The 18,019-nt window shown below is 63.0% G+C and carries 17 protein-coding genes; 16 read left to right on the forward strand and 1 reads right to left on the reverse strand.

Translation table 11 applies throughout. The features are described 5' to 3' along the window. Nucleotides 1-11: 11 nt before the first annotated feature. The 8 genes from trpB to ACWHXP_RS03145 all read left to right on the forward strand — a co-directional run bounded on the left by trpB (nt 12) and on the right by ACWHXP_RS03145 (nt 9,294). Nucleotides 12-1,271: a tryptophan synthase subunit beta gene (gene trpB / locus ACWHXP_RS03110; protein WP_034331673.1), complete on the forward strand. Its 1,260-nt coding sequence runs from the start codon at nt 12-14 to the stop codon at nt 1,269-1,271. Between the two features lie 75 nt (nt 1,272-1,346). Further along, the gene (trpA, locus tag ACWHXP_RS03115) at nt 1,347-2,144 is read left to right on the forward strand and encodes a tryptophan synthase subunit alpha (RefSeq protein ID WP_489634530.1); all 798 of its coding nucleotides are present in this window, start codon (nt 1,347-1,349) and stop codon (nt 2,142-2,144) included. Between the two features lie 197 nt (nt 2,145-2,341). Beyond that, nucleotides 2,342-3,211, forward strand: coding sequence for an acetyl-CoA carboxylase, carboxyltransferase subunit beta (gene accD, locus ACWHXP_RS03120; protein WP_034331674.1), 870 nt, complete (start codon nt 2,342-2,344; stop codon nt 3,209-3,211). Nucleotides 3,212-3,335: 124 nt separating this feature from the next. Then, entirely contained in the window at nt 3,336-4,649 is a 1,314-nt protein-coding gene (gene folC / locus ACWHXP_RS03125; protein ID WP_121045001.1) for a bifunctional tetrahydrofolate synthase/dihydrofolate synthase, read from the forward strand. 106 nt (nt 4,650-4,755) lie between these two features. Beyond that, nucleotides 4,756-5,733, forward strand: coding sequence for an SPOR domain-containing protein (locus ACWHXP_RS03130; protein ID WP_489634529.1), 978 nt, complete (start codon nt 4,756-4,758; stop codon nt 5,731-5,733). A gap of 34 nt (nt 5,734-5,767) precedes the next feature. Further along, on the forward strand, nt 5,768-6,268 hold the full coding sequence (locus ACWHXP_RS03135) for a CvpA family protein (RefSeq protein WP_121044998.1): 501 nt from the start codon (nt 5,768-5,770) through the stop codon (nt 6,266-6,268). A 95-nt stretch (nt 6,269-6,363) separates the two neighbouring features. Further along, nucleotides 6,364-7,884, forward strand: coding sequence for an amidophosphoribosyltransferase (gene purF, locus ACWHXP_RS03140; RefSeq protein WP_088754955.1), 1,521 nt, complete (start codon nt 6,364-6,366; stop codon nt 7,882-7,884). Nucleotides 7,885-8,052: 168 nt separating this feature from the next. Continuing rightward, nucleotides 8,053-9,294, forward strand: a complete 1,242-nt coding sequence (locus ACWHXP_RS03145; protein WP_121044997.1) for a cystathionine gamma-synthase family protein — start codon at nt 8,053-8,055, stop codon at nt 9,292-9,294. Nucleotides 9,295-9,420: 126 nt separating this feature from the next. Here the strand turns inward: ACWHXP_RS03145 and ACWHXP_RS03150 are convergent, their stop codons facing one another. Next, nucleotides 9,421-10,017 (reverse strand): LOG family protein, encoded by a 597-nt coding sequence (locus ACWHXP_RS03150; protein WP_088754957.1) that lies wholly within the window; start codon nt 10,015-10,017, stop codon nt 9,421-9,423. Nucleotides 10,018-10,268: 251 nt separating this feature from the next. Here ACWHXP_RS03150 and ACWHXP_RS03155 point away from each other — a divergent pair, with 251 nt between their 5' ends. The 8 genes from ACWHXP_RS03155 (at nt 10,269) to dapA (ending at nt 17,986) form a co-directional block, all read left to right on the forward strand. Next, on the forward strand, nt 10,269-11,285 hold the full coding sequence (locus ACWHXP_RS03155; protein ID WP_034338929.1) for a patatin-like phospholipase family protein: 1,017 nt from the start codon (nt 10,269-10,271) through the stop codon (nt 11,283-11,285). A gap of 104 nt (nt 11,286-11,389) precedes the next feature. Further along, nucleotides 11,390-12,292, forward strand: a complete 903-nt coding sequence (locus ACWHXP_RS03160) for an alpha/beta fold hydrolase (RefSeq protein ID WP_489634528.1) — start codon at nt 11,390-11,392, stop codon at nt 12,290-12,292. A gap of 136 nt (nt 12,293-12,428) precedes the next feature. Continuing rightward, nucleotides 12,429-13,271 carry a 3',5'-nucleoside bisphosphate phosphatase gene (locus ACWHXP_RS03165; protein WP_121044991.1) on the forward strand — a complete coding sequence of 281 codons (843 nt, stop codon included), beginning with the start codon at nt 12,429-12,431 and terminating at the stop codon, nt 13,269-13,271. A 64-nt stretch (nt 13,272-13,335) separates the two neighbouring features. Beyond that, entirely contained in the window at nt 13,336-14,211 is an 876-nt protein-coding gene (gene htpX / locus ACWHXP_RS03170; RefSeq protein WP_121044989.1) for a protease HtpX, read from the forward strand. A gap of 86 nt (nt 14,212-14,297) precedes the next feature. After that, nucleotides 14,298-14,933, forward strand: a complete 636-nt coding sequence (locus tag ACWHXP_RS03175) for an L-threonylcarbamoyladenylate synthase (RefSeq protein ID WP_288063785.1) — start codon at nt 14,298-14,300, stop codon at nt 14,931-14,933. A 90-nt stretch (nt 14,934-15,023) separates the two neighbouring features. Next, nucleotides 15,024-15,683, forward strand: coding sequence for a site-2 protease family protein (locus ACWHXP_RS03180; RefSeq protein WP_039784686.1), 660 nt, complete (start codon nt 15,024-15,026; stop codon nt 15,681-15,683). Between the two features lie 61 nt (nt 15,684-15,744). Beyond that, the gene (locus ACWHXP_RS03185) at nt 15,745-16,944 is read left to right on the forward strand and encodes a tryptophan--tRNA ligase (protein WP_489623427.1); all 1,200 of its coding nucleotides are present in this window, start codon (nt 15,745-15,747) and stop codon (nt 16,942-16,944) included. Between the two features lie 163 nt (nt 16,945-17,107). After that, on the forward strand, nt 17,108-17,986 hold the full coding sequence (gene dapA / locus ACWHXP_RS03190) for a 4-hydroxy-tetrahydrodipicolinate synthase (RefSeq protein ID WP_489623426.1): 879 nt from the start codon (nt 17,108-17,110) through the stop codon (nt 17,984-17,986). Nucleotides 17,987-18,019 lie beyond the last annotated feature (33 nt).

Genomic DNA, 18,019 nt, shown 5'->3' on the forward strand with positions numbered 1-18,019 from the left:
AGAGGAACACCATGAAAGAATTGAACCCCCTCGGCGGTTTCGCCGAGCGTCAAGCCATTCCCGCCGCCGCCCTGCACCAGACGGCCCATTACAACCTGCCCGACGCCCGTGGCCACTTCGGTCCCTACGGCGGCAGCTTCGTCTCCGAGACGCTGACCCTGGCCTTGAACGAGCTGCGCGACGCCTATGCAAAATATCAGCACGATGAACAGTTCCTGGCCGAATTCCATACCGAACTGAAGCATTTCGTCGGCCGCCCCAGCCCGGTGTATCACGCCAAGCGTTGGTCCGAGATCGCCGGTGGCGCGCAGATCTACTTCAAGCGCGAAGACCTGAACCACACCGGCGCCCACAAGATCAACAACGTGATCGGCCAGGCCTTGCTGGCCAAGCGCATGGGCAAGAAGCGCATCATTGCCGAGACCGGCGCCGGCCAGCACGGTGTGGCCACCGCCACCATCTGCGCGCGCTTCGGCATGGAATGCATCGTCTACATGGGTAGCGAAGACGTGAAGCGCCAGCTGCAGAACGTCTATCGCATGAACCTGTTGGGTGCCAAGGTGGTGCCCGTGGAATCCGGCTCCAAGACCTTGAAGGATGCGCTCAATGAAGCCATGCGTGACTGGGTCACCAACGTCGAGACCACCTTCTACATCATCGGTACCGTCGCCGGTCCGCACCCCTATCCGATGATGGTGCGCGACTTCCAGTCGGTGATTGGCAACGAGTGCATCCAGCAGATGCCGGAAATCGCCTCGCGCCAGCCGGATTATGTGGTGGCCTGCGTCGGTGGCGGTTCCAACGCCATGGGCATCTTCTATCCCTACATCGACTATCCGGATGTCAAGCTGGTCGGCGTGGAAGCCGCCGGCGATGGCCTGGACACCGGCCGTCACTCGGCTTCGCTGACCCTGGGCTCGCCCGGCGTGCTGCACGGCAACCGCACTTACCTGCTGCAGGATGCCAACGGCCAGATCATCGAGACCCATTCGGTCTCGGCCGGCCTGGATTATCCGGGCGTGGGTCCGGAACACGCTTGGCTGAAGGACAGCGCCCGCGCCAGCTACGCCTGCATCACCGATGAAGAAGCGCTGGAAGCCTTCCATAACTGCTGCCGCATCGAAGGCATCATCCCGGCGCTGGAGTCCAGCCATGCTCTGGCCCATGCGGCCAAGCTGGCGGCCACCTTGCCCAAGGATCAGATCGTGCTGGTCAACCTGTCCGGCCGTGGGGACAAGGACATGCATACCGTGCAACAGCATCAGGGTTGATCCCCGGCCTGCCCGCACGTGCCGACCGGCTCTGTGGAGCCGATCGGCAGTTTCGACAAAAAACTTCATATCATCATGTCCAGAATCCAGACCACCTTCTCCCAACTGGCCGAGCAGAAGCGCAAGGCGCTCATTACCTTCATTACGGCCGGTGACCCGGCCCCCGAGCTGACCGTACCGCTGCTGCACGCGCTGGTGGCCGGCGGCGTCGACATCCTCGAACTGGGTGTGCCGTTCTCCGACCCGATGGCCGAAGGACCGGTGATCCAGCGCGCCTGCGAACGCGCCTTGAAATTCGGCATCAGCACCCACGACGTGCTGGGCTACGTGCGTGAATTCCGCAAGACCAACAGCCACACGCCCATCGTGCTGATGGGTTATGCCAATCCCATCGAACGCTTTGGCGTCGATGCCTTCATCGCAGCGGCCAGCGAGGCGGGCGTGGATGGCACCATCGTGGTGGACTATCCGCCCGAGGAATGTGAAGAATTCTCCCAAAAGATGCAGGCCAGGGGCATGGATCCGATCTTCCTGCTGGCCCCGACCTCCTCGGAAGAACGTATCCGCCAGGTGGCGGCCGTCAGCAGAGGCTTCTGCTATTACGTCTCGTTGAAGGGCGTCACCGGCGCCGGCCATATCGACACGGCCGAAGTGGCCGAGCGCATCGCCGCCATCCGCCAGCACGTGAAGCTGCCCATCGCGGTGGGCTTCGGCATTCGTGATGGCGCAACCGCCCGCACCGTCGGCAGCGTGGCCGATGCAGTCGTGATCGGCAGCCGCATCATTGCCGAACTGGAAAACACCCCGCATGACCAGGCCTGCGCAGCGGTGCAAGCCTTCGTCACCGATATCCGCCAGGCGCTGGACGCCTGAGCGGCAGCGTCCCGGTCCGGCAGGGCAGGGGAGCGCAATGAGGAGCCTCCGGCAGCGTCCGGGGGCTTTGTTTTTTGATACGGCGCAAGCGGGCAGCGTGAATTTACTTGCTCGCCGGAAAGCATGACCGTGCTTTACGTCCGCCGCCGGTGGGCTCTGGTACAATGCGCGCCACCGGAAACATCTATGAGGTCTCTATGAGCTGGCTCGAGAAGTTATTGCCACCCCAGATTCAACGCGGCTCCACCAGCCGCAAAGCCATCCCGGAAGGTTTGTGGGTCAAGTGCCCCTCCTGCGAGGCCGTGCTGTACCGTACCGACCTGGAATCGAACCTGCATGTCTGCCCCAAGTGCAGCCACCACATGCGTATCCGCGCCCGCGCTCGTCTCGATGCCCTGCTCGACGAAGGCGGCCGCTATGAGATCGGCCAGGAAGCCTTGCCGGTCGATACCCTGAAGTTCAAGGACAGCAAGAAGTACCCCGATCGCCTGAAGGACGCCATGGAATCCACCGGCGAAACCGACGCCATGGTGGTCATGGGCGGTGCCATCATGACCTTGCCGGTCGTGGTGGCCTGCTTCGAGTTCGAATTCATGGGCGGTTCCATGGGCTCCGTGGTCGGCGAGCGCTTTGCGCGCGGTGCCCAGGCCGCACTGGAACAGAAGGTCCCCTTCATCTGCATCACCGCCACCGGCGGTGCGCGCATGCAGGAAGGCCTGCTGTCGCTGATGCAGATGGCCAAGACCACCGCCATGCTGACCAAGCTGTCGGAAAAGAAGCTGCCCTTCATCAGCGTGCTGACCGACCCGACCATGGGCGGCGTCTCGGCGTCCTTCGCCTTCATGGGCGACGTGGTGATGGCCGAACCCAAGGCCCTGATCGGCTTTGCCGGTCCGCGCGTGATCGAGAACACGGTGCGCGAGAAGCTGCCCGAAGGCTTCCAGCGTGCTGAATTCCTGGTCACCAAGGGCGCCATCGACATGATCGTCGACCGCCGCAAGATGCGCGAGGAAATCGCCCATCTGCTGGCCCTGCTGCAAAATCAGTCCGCCGAAACGGTTTCCTGATTAGCCGCTATACTTCAGGCCCGGATTTGCAGAAGTGCAAATCCGGGCTTTGTCTTTTCGACATCCGCAAGCCGTAATCCGTATTCCGTTTTTCGAGCAGCAGCTTCACCGACCGAGACGCGCCATGACTTCCCAAGCCTCCCCGACTCCCGCCACCTTGAACGAATGGCTGGCCCTGCTGGAACAACGCCACTTCAAGCAGATCGACATGGGCCTGGACCGCGTGCTGGCCGTCAAGGAAAAGCTCGACATCCGCTTCGACTGCCCCGTCATCATGGTGGCCGGCACCAATGGCAAGGGTTCCACCTGCGCCATGCTGGAATCCATCCTGCTGCGCGCCGGTTATCGCGTGGGCCTGTACATCAAGCCGCATTTCCTGCATTTCAATGAGCGTGCCCGTCTGTCCGGCGACATGGCCAGCGATGCCCAGCTGATCGCCGCCTTCGAGGCGGTGGAGGCCCAGCGCGGCGACATCTCGCTGACCTATTTCGAATTCACCACCCTGGCCATCATGAAGCTGCTGGCTGATGCCCGGCAGGATGTGGTGATCCTGGAAGTCGGTCTGGGCGGCCGCCTGGATGCGGTCAACGTGATCGATGCCGATGTGGCCATCGTCACCAGCATCGACATCGACCACACCGAATACCTGGGCGAGACGCGCGAAGAGATCGGTTTCGAGAAAGCCGGCATCTTCCGTCCCGGCAAGGTCGCCGTGTGTGGCGACCCGGTGCCGCCCAAGTCGCTCATCGCTCACGCCGAGAAGATCGGTGCAGACCTGTGGCTCATGGGCCGCGACTTCAACTACCAGGGCGACAAGCAGCAATGGGCCTATGGCGGGCGCGGCATGCGCCGCAATTCGCTGGCCTATCCCAGCCTGCGCGGTGCCAACCAGATCCTCAACGCCTCGGCCGCCCTGGCTGCGCTGGAAGCCCTGCGCGAAGTGCTGCCGGTGGGTGCCCAGGAGGTGCGCACCGGCCTGGCCACGGTGGAGCTGCCGGGCCGCTTCCAGGTGCTGCCGGGCCAGCCGCTGGTGATCCTGGATGTGGCCCACAACCCGCATGCGGCCGCCACGCTGGCGCAGAACCTGGACAACATGGGCTTCCACCCCTACACCTACGCGGTGTTCGGCTCCATGCTGGACAAGGACATCGAAGGCGTCATCGGCCACCTCAAGGACAAGATCGATCACTGGTGCGTGACCGATCTGCCGCTGCCGCGCGCGGCCAGCGCGCAACAGCTCAAGGAAGCCCTGCTGGGGGCCGGCGTGCAGCCGGAATTCAGGCGGGACGCGGCACGCAGCGTAGAAACCTTCACTACACCGGCGGAGGCGTATGCAAATGCATTAAGCAGAGCAGGGGAGAATGATAGAATTGTGGTTTTCGGGTCCTTCCTGACCGTAGCCGGCGTCATGCAGGCGCGCCGCCCCGGTCTGCACTGATTCCGAACCCGCGTTCCGGAGCCGGCCGTCCTTGCCAGACGGTGCCAGGACCTGAGTGGCCAGGCAGGTTTTCCACGATTTCCAGATCAATTCAAGACGACTCCGCATGGGCTTGTTCTCGTTTTTCCGTAAAAACAAGCAGGATTCTTCTGCTGACCAAGGGTCCTTCCGTTCACGTTCCGAGGAGCAATCTTCCGTCATCCGCAGCCGTAGCAGCCGCAGTGCGGCCGGTGGTGCCGCCGGTTCTGCCCGCAGCAGCCGCAGCAAGGCCGGCAAGGATGCCGCCGCCGATCCGCTGTTGCCGGAAAAGAAACGTGCCCGCCGCCGCCTGATCGGTGCCGTCGCGCTGACGCTGGCCGTGGTGATCGTGTTGCCGATGATCCTCGATTCCGAGCCCAAGCCGCTCAACGACGACATCGCCATCCAGATCCCGTCCAAGGACCAGCCGGCTTCCGGCGTGGCCCAGCCGGGTGGCCGTGATGCCAAGCAGGCTTCGCTGGACCAGAAGGAAGAGATCGTCGAGCCGTCCAGCATCGCCCCTGAGCCCGCAGCAGCGGTCACGCCGGCTGCCCCGGCCCAGCCGGTGACGCCGCCGGTGGCTGCCGTGGCACCCAAGGTGGTCGAGAAGCCGGCTGACAAGCCGATGGAAAAGCATACTGAAAAGCCCGCCCCCAAGGCCGAGGAAAATAAGCCGGCCGTGGCCGAGCACAAGGAAGAACCGAAGAAGGAAGCCGTCAAGCCCAAGGCGCCTGCGCACACTGCCGACGACGATGCCGCACGTGCGCTGGCCATTCTCGAGGGCAAGCCGGCCAGTGCCGCTGCGGCCCCGGCGGAAAAGAAACCGGCTGCGGCCGGTGGCAAGTTCGTCATCCAGGTGGCTGCGCTGGCCACTCAGGACAAGGTCAATGAATTGCGCAACAAGCTCAGCGCCGCTGGCATCCATTCGTACACGCAAAAGATCGCAACCGAGGCAGGAGAGCGCACGCGCATTCGCGTCGGCCCCTTCGCCAGCCGCGAGGAAGCCGAACGCATGGGCGGCCGAATCAAGAAGCTGGGCCTGAATGCCACGATTGTTCCTGCTTGAATTTGGCTACAGATAGCCGCATATTGTTGTCATCGTGACGATATTTGACTACCTGGTGCTGCTGATCCTTGTCTGTTCAGTGATCATCGGCACCCTGCGCGGACTGGTGCGCGAGGTGTTGTCGCTGGCCGGCTGGATCGTCGCGCTGGTGGTGGCCAATACTTATGGCGAGGCGCTGTCGGGCATGTTGCCGGATGTGGTGCCCGGTGAACTGACCCGCTTGATCGTGGCCTTCATTGCGCTCTTCATCGGCACGCGCCTGTTGATGGCGCTGGTGGCCAAGACGCTGGGCGAGCTGGTCAAGGCGACTGGCCTGGGTTTCCTCGATCGCACGCTGGGCAGCATTTTCGGTGTGGCGCGTGGGGTATTGCTGGTGGTGGCGGTGGCCTTGCTGTGCGGTACCACGGCCATTCCGCAACAGGATTTCTGGAAGCAGGCGCGCTTCAGTCCCTGGGTCGAGCAGGCCGCCGAAGCGGTGCTGCCCTACCTGCCGGGCAAGCTGGCCGAGCATGTGAGTTTTTCCACTCCGGTGTGAGCGGATGGGCGCCCCGTGGCGGGGACCATAGTATCGCGGGAGTGGCGTGGCAGTCGTGGTTCATTTTCGTTTTCGTTTTTCGTTAGGAGTCCACCATGTGTGGCATCGTCGGTATCGTCTCTCATAGTCCCGTCAACCAGATGCTGTATGACGCGCTGCTGCTGCTGCAGCACCGCGGCCAGGATGCGGCGGGGATCGCAACCAACCACAGCAACGGTTTCTCGATGCACAAGGCCAATGGCCTGGTGCGCGACGTGTTCCGTACCCGCAACATGCGCTCGCTGCCCGGCAACACCGGCATCGGCCAGGTGCGCTACCCGACCGCAGGCAGCTCGTCCTCGGAAGAAGAAGCGCAGCCCTTCTACGTCAATGCCCCCTTCGGCATCATCCTGGCGCACAACGGCAACCTGACCAATGCGGAACAGTTGAAGATCGAGATGTTCAAGAACGATCGCCGCCACATCAACACCGATTCCGATACCGAAGTGCTGCTGAACGTGCTGGCCCACGAGATCCAGCAAGCCACTACCGGCTACTCGCTGGACCCGGCTGCGCTCTTCAAGGCCGTGGCCATGGTCCACAAGCGCGTGCGCGGCTCCTACGCCGTGGTGGCGCAGATCGCCGGTTACGGTCTGCTGGGCTTCCGCGATCCGTACGGCATCCGTCCGATGTGCCTGGGCTTCAACGAGAGCGACAAGGGCATCGAATACATGATGGCCAGCGAATCGGTGGCCCTGGAAGGCATGGGCTTCCGCTTCCTGCGCGACGTCAACCCGGGTGAAGCGATCTTCATCGACAACGACGGCAAGCTGTACAACCAGCAATGCGCCGAAAACCCGACGCTGAACCCCTGTGCCTTCGAATACGTCTACCTGGCCCGTCCGGACTCCATCATCGATGGCGCCTCGGTCTACGCCACCCGCCTGAAGATGGGCGAGTTCCTGGCCGACAAGATCCGTAGCCAGTTCAAGCATGGCGAGATTGACGTGGTCATGCCGATTCCCGATTCCTCGCGTCCGGCGGCCATGGAACTGGCGTTGAAGCTGGGCATCGAGTACCGCGAAGGCTTCATCAAGAACCGCTACATCGGCCGCACTTTCATCATGCCGGGCCAGGCGCTGCGCAAGAAGTCGGTGCGCCAGAAGCTCAACGCCATCGGCAGCGAATTCAAGGGCAAGAACGTGCTGCTGGTGGATGACTCCATCGTGCGCGGCACCACCAGCCGTGAAATCGTGCAGATGGCCCGCGAGTCGGGCGCCAAGAACGTGATCTTCGCGTCGGCCGCGCCGCCGGTGAAGTTCCCCAACGTGTACGGCATCGACATGCCGACCCGTGACGAACTGATCGCCTTCGGCCGCAGCGACGAAGAAGTCTGCCGCGAGATCACCGCCGACGCCCTGGTGTACCAGGATGTGGAAGCCCTGAAGCGCGCCATCTCCGACGCCAACCCGGCCCTGAAGCAATTCGAGGCCTCCTGCTTCGATGGTCACTACATCACCGGCGACATCACCCAGGAATACCTGGACCGCATCGAATACGCCCGCAAGAACCCCAAGCCGGCGCTGGAAGATGTGGTGCGTTCCCAGCTGAACCTGAACCTGGCGCGCGTGGACTGATCCCCGCCGTCTGATTCCAGGCTGGACCAGGACGCCGGTGGCCGCTTTGGCGGCACCGGCGTTTTGCGTTGAGGTGCCACGCAAACCAGCCGACGGGAATCTGGCTTATCATTTTGCCTTTGGCCGTGCGCCGGCCTTGCTCATTTCTTCTGCTTTTCCGATCACGCGATGAACGATAAAAAGACCTACGGCTTCACCACCACCATCCTCCACAGCGACCGCCAGAAGGGCATCGAACACGGCTCGCTGCACAAGCCCATCCACACCTCCGTGACCTTCGGCTATGAAGATGCACGCCAGCTGGCCGAAGTGTTCCAGGGCAAGCAGCCCGGCTATCGCTATGGTCGCCAGGGCAACCCGACGGTGTCGGCGCTGGAAGACAAGATCACCAAGATGGAAGACGGCAAATCCACCATCTGTTTTGCCACCGGCATGGCCGCCATTGGTGCCATCGTCCAGGGCTTGCTGCGCGAGGGCGATCATGTGGTGTCGTCGGCTTTCCTGTTCGGTAATACCAATAGCCTCTGGATGACGGTGGGCGCGCAGGGTGCCAAGGTCTCCATGGTGGATGCTACCGATGTGAAAAATGTGGAAGCGGCCATCACACCGCAGACCCGCCTGGTCTTTGTGGAAACCATCGCCAACCCGCGCACCCAGGTGGCGGACTTGAAGCGCATCGGCGAGCTGTGCCGCGAGCGCGGCATCCTCTACGTGGTGGACAACACCATGACCTCGCCCTATCTGTTCCGTCCCAAGACGGTCGGTGCGGGCCTGGTCGTCAATTCGCTGACCAAGTCCATCGGCGGCCACGGCAATGCCCTCGGTGGAGCCCTGACCGATACCGGTGAATACGACTGGACGCGCTACCCGCACATTGCCGACAGTTACAAGAAGAACCCGGCCCCGCAATGGGGCATGGCGCAGATCCGCGCCAAGGCATTGCGCGACTTTGGCGCCACGCTGGGCCCGGAAGCGGCGCACCACATCGCCGTTGGCGCCGAGACCATGGCCCTGCGCCAGGAACGTGAATGCAAGAATGCGCTGGCGCTGGCCCAGATGCTGGAAGCTGATCCGCGCGTGGCGGCAGTCCACTATCCGGGGCTGGAGTCGCATCCGCAGCACGCCTTGTGCAAGCAGCTGTTCCGCTCCTTCGGCAGCCTGATGTCCTTCGAGCTGAAGGACAGCATCGACTGCTTCGATTACCTCAACCGGCTGAACCTGGCCGTGGCCGCCAGCAATCTGGGCGATACACGCACGCTGGTGATCCCGGTGGCGCACACCATCTTCTACGAGATGGGGGCTGAGCGCCGCGCCAGCATGGGCATCGCCGAGTCGCTCATTCGTGTGTCCGTGGGTCTGGAAGATACTGATGACCTGGTGGCCGATTTCCGCCAGGCGCTGGAGGCCTGACGCGGCAAGCCCGCCATGACGGCGGTTCCAGGCCGAAGTGAATGAAACGACACGCCCGTCGCCTCGCAAGAGGGACGGGCGTTGTCGTTGGTGCCGCCAGATGAACGTTTATGTAAAAAAACGGTATCAGGGCACCAGGTTGGCCACCGCTTCCCGATCGGCCCACTTGGTCTTGTAGGTCGGCTTGAAAGTCTGGAAGCGTTCGATCAGCTTGACCGGATCGGCCTCATGCATCATCAGCCCGGACTGGTCGCTGCTGACGAAGCGCTGCGAGACCAGGTGGTCGACGAAGGCGATCAGGTTGTTGTAGAAGCCGTCCACGTTGTACAGGCTGATCGGCTTGTAATGGAAGCCCAGCTGGGCCCAGGTCAGCACTTCGAACAGTTCTTCCAGGGTGCCCATGCCGCCGGGCATGGCCACGAAGCCATCGGAGAGTTCTGCCATCATGGCCTTGCGTTCGTGCATGTCCTTGACGATGTGCAGGCGGGTCAGGCCGTCGTGGCCCAGTTCCTTGTCCAGCAAGGCTTTGGGGATGACGCCGGTGGCTTCGCCGCCCAGCTTCATGACTTCACTGGCGATGATGCCCATCAGGCCCACATTGCCGCCGCCATAGACCAGGGCGATGTTGTTCTTCACCATCTCCTGGGCCAGCTTGCGCGCTGCCTCGGCATAGGCCGGGGAAGCGCCGGGGGAAGAACCGCAATATACGCAAATCGATTTCATGTGTCCTCTGCTGTGTCCGTCGTTACGTCAGTACATGGTTACAATGGCTGAGCTGGATAGCCAGATGTTTCCTGCTGGAACCAGAATGTCTCTCCAAGCTGCCACTATCTCCAGCCGTCTTCCTGTTATACCATGATAGTGCAGTGCAGCATAAGCCGAAGTGGTGACGCCGGCGTGACAGCGAGGCACTGCGCATGCGCCCGGCCACATTGTGCGGGTCTGTCACGCGGCACGTGAAGATAAAGGACATCATGTCGAACAAGATCGTCAGTCTGGCCCTGCAAGGCGGGGGCTCGCATGGCGCCTTCACCTGGGGCGTGCTGGATCGTTTGCTGGAGGATGGCCGGCTGGACCTGGAAGGCATCAGCGGTGCCTCGGCCGGGGCCATGAATGCGGCGGTGATGGCCCAGGGCTACGTGCAGGACGGCCGCGACGGTGCCCGTGCGGCGCTGGAGCGCTTCTGGACGGCGCTCTCCAATGGCGTGCCGCTGGACCATGTCACGGCCGAAGGCGCGCCCGTCATCGCCAACCCCACGCCTATGCCCGGTATGCAGGCGCTGCTGGCGATGACGCGCTTCTTCTCGCCCACGCAACTCAATCCGCTGGATATCAATCCCCTGCGCGACATCCTGGTGGAGCAGGTCGATTTCGAACGCCTGCGCAGCCAGCGTGAGCTGAAATTGTTCATTGCGGCCACCCAGGTCAGTACCGGCACGCTGAAGATTTTCCGCAACCCCGATCTGTCGGTGGAAGTGCTGCTGGCCTCGGCCTGCCTGCCTTCGCTGCACCGGCCCATCGAGATTGATGGCGAAGCCTATTGGGATGGCGGCCTGACCGCCAATCCGCCGATTTTCCCGCTCTTGCATTCCTGTGCCGCACGTGACGTGATGGTGGTGCTGCTGCATCCCAGCCGTCGCGCCGGCACGCCCACTTCCAGCCACGACATCGGCCAGCGGCTCTCGGAAATCAGCTTCAGCTCGGCCTTCTTCACCGAGCTGAGCGGACTGGCCCTGGCCAAGCGCGAGGCCGAGAATTCCACTCTGGCCTTCGGCTCGCTGGAACGGCGGCTGCGCCAGCTCAACATCCACATGATCGATGCCAATGAGCTCATGGAGCAGTTGACCAACCTCTCCAAGCTCAATACCCAGGCCAGTTTCATCGGCAGCCTGTTCCAGCAGGGCCGCGAGCGCGCCTCGGAATGGCTGGAGCAGAACTTCGCCCAGATCGGTCATACCTCCACCTTCGACCTCGGACGTTTCCTGCCCTGAGACAGGCTTGCGGGGCAGGGCGGGCGCACGATCGTTCACTTTTGTCTATACTTTGCGGCTTGATCCTTCGTTCCGCCCCGCAGTACCGACAAAAAAGACAAGCCATGCGCCAAACCATCGCCCAGAAAATCTCCCGTTCCGAATTCCTCGACGTGCGCGGCCTGCGCTACCACGTGCGCCACTGGGGCGACCCCCAGGCCCCCAAGATCTTCATGATGCATGGCTGGATGGATATGTCGGCCTCGTTCCAGTTCATGGTCGATGCCCTGCAAGGGGAATGGCACGTAATTGCTCCCGACTGGCGCGGTTTCGGCCTGACCGAGCGGGGCCCGGCGCAGTCCTACTGGTTCCCCGATTATTTGGCCGACCTCGATGCCATCCTTGACCACTACGCCGGTGAGGAGGCCATCAACCTGCTTGGCCACAGCATGGGCGGCAATGTGGTGAGCTTGTATGCGGGCGTGCGCCCCCAGCGCATCAAGCGGCTGGTCAACCTGGAAGGCATCGGCCTGCCCACGGCCAAGCCGGAGCAGGCGCCGGGACGCTTCACGCAATGGCTGGACGAGATGAAGAATCGTCCCGTATTGCGCGGCTACGAGACGCTCGAAGAGGTCGCGGCGCGGCTGCAGAAGAACAATGCGCGCCTCTCGGACGAGCGCGCCGGTTTCCTGGCCCAGCATTGGGCGCAGCAGGATGAGAGCGGCCTGTGGCAGATCCTGGGGGATCCGGCCCACAAGCAGGTCAGCCCCATCCTGTACCGGGTCGATGAAATGATGGCCTGCTGGAGCCGCATCACCGCCCCGGTGCTGTGGATCGAGGCGATAGACAGCGATATCTGGCGTTTCTTCGGTCCGGCCTCGTTGAAACGTGAAGAAATCGACCGCCGCATCGCCTGTATCCCCAAGACGCAGGTGGAGATGATCGCCGACGCCGGCCACATGCTGCATCACGACCAGCCCGAGCGGCTGGCACAACTGATCGAGGCTTTCCTGCAGCAGCCGGCCTGAGGCTGGCCGCATCGTGCGGTGCAGTGCGGGGTTGGCATCAAGCGCGTAAAATGGACGCATTCCAATCACCCGGACCTCCCTGACCGACGGCAGCCACAAGCGACCGGCGCGGTCGCTGAGGTCATTGCGACTTCCTATGTCTGAACTCAAGTTCGATCTGCATTGCCATTCCAACGTCTCCGACGGCCTGCTGCCGCCGGAGGAGGTGGCCGCGCGCGCCAAGGCCAATGGCGTGGGCGTGTGGGCGCTGACCGACCACGATGAAGTGGGCGGCGTGGCACGCGCCCGGGCGGCTGCGCGCGCGCTGGGCATGGAACATGTGGCCGGCGTGGAAATTTCGGTCACCTGGGCCGGGCATACGGTGCATATCGTGGGCTTGCGTATCGACGAGACCAACCAGGCCCTGGTCGACGGCCTGGCCGCCACCCGCAACGGCCGCGAACGGCGCGCCCGCGAGATCGCCGAGGCGCTGGATCGTCACGGCATTGGCGGCGCGTATGAAGGCGCGTTGAAGCACGTGGGCAATCCCGACCTGATCTCGCGCACGCACTTCGCGCGCTACCTGGTCGAATGCGGCACCTGCTGTGATACCAAGGAAGTCTTCGCCAACTACCTCACCGAAGGCAAGCCCGGCTACGTGCCGCACCGCTGGGCTACGCTGGAAGAGTCGGTGCGCTGGATCCGCGGCGCCGGCGGGGTGGCGGTGATCGCCCATCCGGGGCGCTACAAGTACACCCAGACCCAGTTCGGCGCATTGTTCGACGAGTTCAAGCAACTGGGCGGCGCGGCCATCGAAGTCAATACCGGCAGCCATACGCCGGAGCAGTACCAGGAATACGCCCAGGTAGCGCGCAGCTATGGCTTTCTGGCCTCGATGGGCTCGGATTTCCACGGTCCGGGCGAGTCGCGCATGGACCTCGGGGGATTGCCGCCCCTGCCGACCGGGGTCAAGCCGGTCTGGCATGACTGGGGGCTGTGAAGCTCTTGAATTCAGCAGGGCGATTCCTATCTAATAACCACTTTTCCGATAGGAGTTTTCCCCGATGAAACGCATCCTGCTGTTTATCGCCACCAACATCGCCGTGCTGGTGGTGATGAGCGTGATCCTCTCCCTGCTGGGCGTGGACCGCTTCCTCACGCGTTCTGGCCTGAACCTGCCGATGCTGATGGTGTTCTCGCTGGTGGTCGGCTTCACCGGATCGATCATCTCCTTGCTGATGAGCAAGAGCATGGCCAAGTGGTCCACCGGCGCGCGCGTGATCGAAACGCCCATGAACGGTACCGAAGCCTGGCTGCTGCAGACCGTGGGCAAGCTGGCCCAGCGCGCCGGCATCGGCATGCCGGAAGTGGCGGTCTATGACGGCGAACCCAATGCCTTTGCCACCGGTGCCTTCCGGGATTCGGCCCTGGTGGCGGTCTCCACCGGCCTGCTGCAGGGCATGACGCAGGACGAAGTGGAAGCCGTACTCGGCCACGAAGTGGCCCACATCGCCAACGGCGACATGGTCACCATGACCCTGATCCAGGGCGTGGTGAATACCTTCGTGGTGTTCCTGTCGCGGGTGGTCGGCTATTTCGTGGATTCGGCCCTGCGTCGCAACAACGAGTCTTCCGGCCCCGGCATCGGTTACATGGTGACGGTGATGGTGTGCCAGATCGTCTTCGGTATCGGTGCCTCGATCATCGTGGCCTGGTTCTCGCGCCATCGTGAATTCCGGGCCGATGCCGGTGCGGCGCGCCTCTTGGGCACGCCCCAGCCGATGATCAATGCCCTGGCGCGCCTGGGCGGCTTTTCGCCGGAAGGCCTGCCGCAGAACATGGCGGCCCTGGGCATCAGCGACAAGCCCGGCATCATGGCGCTGTTCTCGACACACCCGCCGCTGGAACAGCGCATCGCCGCCCTGCGCGGCCAGCGCTAAGCCCGGCGGGCAGCGACAACGGCGGTGGCGACACCGCCGTTGTGCTTTTTACGATTTGGATTTGGATTGGAAACGGAAACCGCATCATGAGCCAGTTTTTCGAGATTCACCCCGACAACCCGCAACTGCGCCTGATCAAGCAAGCCGCGCAGATCATCCACAAGGGCGGCCTGGTGGCCTTGCCCACCGACTCCTGCTACGCGCTGGTCTGCCAGCTGGACAACAAGGATGCCGTGGAACGCGTGCGCCGCATCCGTGGCGTGGACGACAAGCACCACCTGACCCTGCTGTGCCGCGACCTCTCCGAGATCGCCCTGTACGCCAAGGTGGACAACCGCCAGTACCGCCTGCTGAAGGCCGCCACCCCCGGTGCCTATACCTTCATCCTGGAAGCCACCAAGGAAGTGCCGCGCCGCCTCTCGCACCCCTCGCGCAAGACCATCGGCCTGCGCGTGCCGGAGAACCGCATCGCCCACATGCTGCTGGAAGAACTGGGCCAGCCGCTGCTGGGTACCACCCTGATCCTGCCGGACGAAGACCTGCCGCTGACCAGCGCCGAAGACATCCGCAGCCATCTGGAAAAGCAGATCGACCTGGTCATCGACAGCGGTGCCTGCAGCCTGGAGCCGACCACCGTGATTGATCTCACCGATGACAATGAACCCGTGCTGGTACGCCAGGGCAGGGGAGATGCAGGCATCTTCGGTTTGCAGGCTGCCTGAGCGAGTTTTTGTTCACCCACATCCGGCCAGCGGAAGCGGCCCCGAGCGAATCCGGGGCAGTTCGTTGTCCCTCTGCTAAAATCCCCGCCCATGAATGAACTCATCCAGACCGTCGCGGTTTACGCGCTGCCCGTGCTCTTCGCCATCACCCTGCACGAGGCGGCCCATGCCTATGCGGCCAAGTTTTTCGGGGATACCACGGCGTATTCGATGGGGCGCATGAGCCTCAATCCGCTCAAGCACATCGATCCCTTCGGCACCATCCTCATTCCCATCATGCTGTACTTCGCCACCAATGGCGCTTTCCTGTTCGGCTACGCCAAACCGGTGCCGATCAACTTCGGCCACCTGCGCAAGCCCAAGCGCGACATGGCCTGGGTCTCGCTGGCTGGTCCCGCTGCCAATTTCTTCATGGCACTGCTGTGGATGCTGGCCATCTATGCCCTGGCGCTGGGCGGGGTGCAGGAAGAATTCTTCACACTGATGGCCAGGGCAGGGGTGCTGACCAACCTGGTGATGTTCGCCTTCAACCTGTTCCCGATTCCGCCGCTGGATGGCGGGCGCATCCTCACCAGCTTGTTGCCGAACAAATATGCGTATAAATTCGCCCAGATCGAGCCCTATGGCTTCTTCATCGTCATGGCGCTGGTGCTGCTCAAGGTGATTTACGCCTGGTGGATGGCCCCCGTGATGTATGTGGCCGGCAAGCTGCTGCAGCTCATTACCTTCCCCATCACCTTGCTGTTCTGATCCTTCATGTCGCTGATTCTGTTCATGTCGAACCGCCACCTGCCAACCAACGCCAAACGCCATGTATCCTGACCGCGTCGTCTCCGGCATGCGCCCCACGGGCGCGCTGCACCTGGGCCACTATCACGGTGCCCTGAAGAACTGGGTCAAACTGCAATCCGAGCTGCCCTGCCTGTTCTTCGTGGCCGACTGGCATGCACTGACTACTCATTACGACGATCCCTCCGTGATCGAGACCAGCACCTGGGAAATGGTGATCGACTGGCTCGCCGCCGGGGTTGATCCCTCCCAGGCCACGCTGTTCATCCAGTCGCGCGTGCCCGAGCATGCCGAGCTGCACCTGCTGCTGTCCATGGCCACCCCGCTGGGCTGGCTGGAACGCGTGCCGACCTACAAGGACCAGCAGGAAAAGCTGGCCGACCGCGACCTGGCCACCTACGGCTTTCTGGGCTACCCGCTGCTGCAGGCGGCCGACGTGCTGATCTACCGCGCCAGCCAGGTGCCGGTAGGTGAAGACCAGGTGCCGCACATCGAGATCATGCGCGAGATCGCGCGCCGCTTTAACCACCTGTACGGCAAGGAAAAAGGCTTCGAGGAAAAGGCCCTGGCCGCCACCAAAAAGCTGGGCAGCAAGCGCGCCAAGCTGTACCTGGAACTGCGTACGCAATTCCAGGAAAAGGGCGACGATGAAGCGTTGGAGCAGGCCAAGGCCATGCTGGACGATGCCCAGAACCTGTCGATGATCGATCGTGAACGTTTGTTCGGCTACCTCGAAGGCAGCCGCAAATTGATCCTCACTGAGCCGCAGGCCATGCTGACCGAGGCCTCGCGCCTGCCGGGGCTGGATGGGGCCAAGATGTCCAAGAGCTACGGCAACGCCATCGCCCTGCGTGAAGATGCCGCTTCGGTCACCAAGAAGGTCAAGACCATGCCGACCGACCCGCAGCGCGTGCGTCGCAGCGATCCGGGCGATCCGGACAAATGCCCGGTCTGGCAATTCCACCAGGTTTATTCCACCCCGGAAGTGAAGGAATGGGCCGCCAAGGGCTGCCGTTCGGCCGGGATCGGTTGCCTGGAGTGCAAGCAACCGGTGATCGATGCCATCCTGCAGGAGCAGCAGCCGATGCTGGAACGTGCGCAGCCTTACCTGGACGATCCTTCGCTGGTGCGCGCCATCGTCGCCGATGGCTGCGAGAAGGCGCGCAAGCTGGCCCAGGACACCATGCGCGACGTGCGCGAAGCCATGGGGCTGGGTTATTGACCAGCGGCAAGCGGGTTGCAGGCCGTCGCGGGGCCCGCAGGGGCGGGCTCTCCGGTTTTTTTTACGTCCGCTTTCATCTCTGGCAGCCGCAAATTGACCTGATGAGGCGTCTATCCGCTACAATCAGGCCTTTATTCTGACCACCACCTTACATACGCACACCATGATCAAGGGTAGCATTGTTGCAATCGTCACTCCCATGCATCCGGACGGCAGCCTCGACTTCGATGGCCTGCGCAAGCTGATCGACTGGCATATCGCCGAGGGAACCGACAGCATCGTCATCGTCGGTACCACCGGCGAATCGCCCACCGTCTCGATGGAAGAGCACTGCGAACTGATCAAGGTCGCGGTCGAGCACACGGCCAAACGCATCCCCATCATCGCCGGTACCGGCGGCAATTCCACCGCCGAAGCCATCGAGCTGACCGCCTTCGCCAAGAAGGTCGGCGCCGACGCCTCGCTGCAGGTGGTGCCCTACTACAACCGTCCGACCCAGGAAGGCATGTACCTGCACTTCAAGACCATCGCCGAAGCGGTGGATCTGCCGGTGATCCTGTACAACGTGCCCGGCCGTACGGTCGCAGACATGAGCAACGAGACCATCCTGCGCCTGGCGCAGGTCAAGGGCATCGTGGGCGTGAAGGATGCTACCGGCAACATCGGCCGCGGCACCGACCTGATCCGCCTGGCCCCCAAGGACTTCGCGGTCTACTCCGGTGACGACGCCACCGCCATCGCCTTGATGCTGTATGGCGGCGCCGGCAACATCTCGGTGACGGCCAACGTCGCCCCGCGCGACATGCACGAGCTGTGCGTGGCTGCCATGAGCGGCAACATCGCCCGTGCCGTGGAATTGAACAACAAGCTGCTGCCGCTGCACAACAAGCTCTTCGTCGAACCCAACCCGGTGCCGGTCAAGTGGGCCATGCAGGAGATGGGTCTGATCCCGTCGGGCATGCGCCTGCCGCTGGCGCCGCTGGGCGAGTCCTTCCACGACACCGTGCGCGCTGCCCTGCGCGAGTCCGGCGTCTTAAACTGATCGGCTTGGCCGTTTTGGCGCAGGTCTCCTGAA

This window comes from Herbaspirillum sp. Her2, from assembly GCF_057961375.1.

Excerpts from the sequence above, each read along its gene's own strand:
- htpX (WP_121044989.1), top strand. The coding sequence starts at position 13,336 with ATGAAACGCATCCTGCTGTTTATCGCCACCAACATCGCCGTGCTGGTG.
- ACWHXP_RS03175 (WP_288063785.1), top strand. The coding sequence starts at position 14,298 with ATGAGCCAGTTTTTCGAGATTCACCCCGACAACCCGCAACTGCGCCTG.
- ACWHXP_RS03185 (WP_489623427.1), top strand. The coding sequence starts at position 15,745 with ATGTATCCTGACCGCGTCGTCTCCGGCATGCGCCCCACGGGCGCGCTG.
- dapA (WP_489623426.1), top strand. The coding sequence starts at position 17,108 with ATGATCAAGGGTAGCATTGTTGCAATCGTCACTCCCATGCATCCGGAC.
- ACWHXP_RS03180 (WP_039784686.1), top strand. The coding sequence starts at position 15,024 with ATGAATGAACTCATCCAGACCGTCGCGGTTTACGCGCTGCCCGTGCTC.
- purF (WP_088754955.1), top strand. The coding sequence starts at position 6,364 with ATGTGTGGCATCGTCGGTATCGTCTCTCATAGTCCCGTCAACCAGATG.
- ACWHXP_RS03155 (WP_034338929.1), top strand. The coding sequence starts at position 10,269 with ATGTCGAACAAGATCGTCAGTCTGGCCCTGCAAGGCGGGGGCTCGCAT.
- folC (WP_121045001.1), top strand. The coding sequence starts at position 3,336 with ATGACTTCCCAAGCCTCCCCGACTCCCGCCACCTTGAACGAATGGCTG.
- ACWHXP_RS03145 (WP_121044997.1), top strand. The coding sequence starts at position 8,053 with ATGAACGATAAAAAGACCTACGGCTTCACCACCACCATCCTCCACAGC.
- ACWHXP_RS03160 (WP_489634528.1), top strand. The coding sequence starts at position 11,390 with ATGCGCCAAACCATCGCCCAGAAAATCTCCCGTTCCGAATTCCTCGAC.
- ACWHXP_RS03165 (WP_121044991.1), top strand. The coding sequence starts at position 12,429 with ATGTCTGAACTCAAGTTCGATCTGCATTGCCATTCCAACGTCTCCGAC.
- accD (WP_034331674.1), top strand. The coding sequence starts at position 2,342 with ATGAGCTGGCTCGAGAAGTTATTGCCACCCCAGATTCAACGCGGCTCC.
- ACWHXP_RS03130 (WP_489634529.1), top strand. The coding sequence starts at position 4,756 with ATGGGCTTGTTCTCGTTTTTCCGTAAAAACAAGCAGGATTCTTCTGCT.
- ACWHXP_RS03150 (WP_088754957.1), bottom strand. The coding sequence starts at position 10,017 with ATGAAATCGATTTGCGTATATTGCGGTTCTTCCCCCGGCGCTTCCCCG.
- trpA (WP_489634530.1), top strand. The coding sequence starts at position 1,347 with ATGTCCAGAATCCAGACCACCTTCTCCCAACTGGCCGAGCAGAAGCGC.
- trpB (WP_034331673.1), top strand. The coding sequence starts at position 12 with ATGAAAGAATTGAACCCCCTCGGCGGTTTCGCCGAGCGTCAAGCCATT.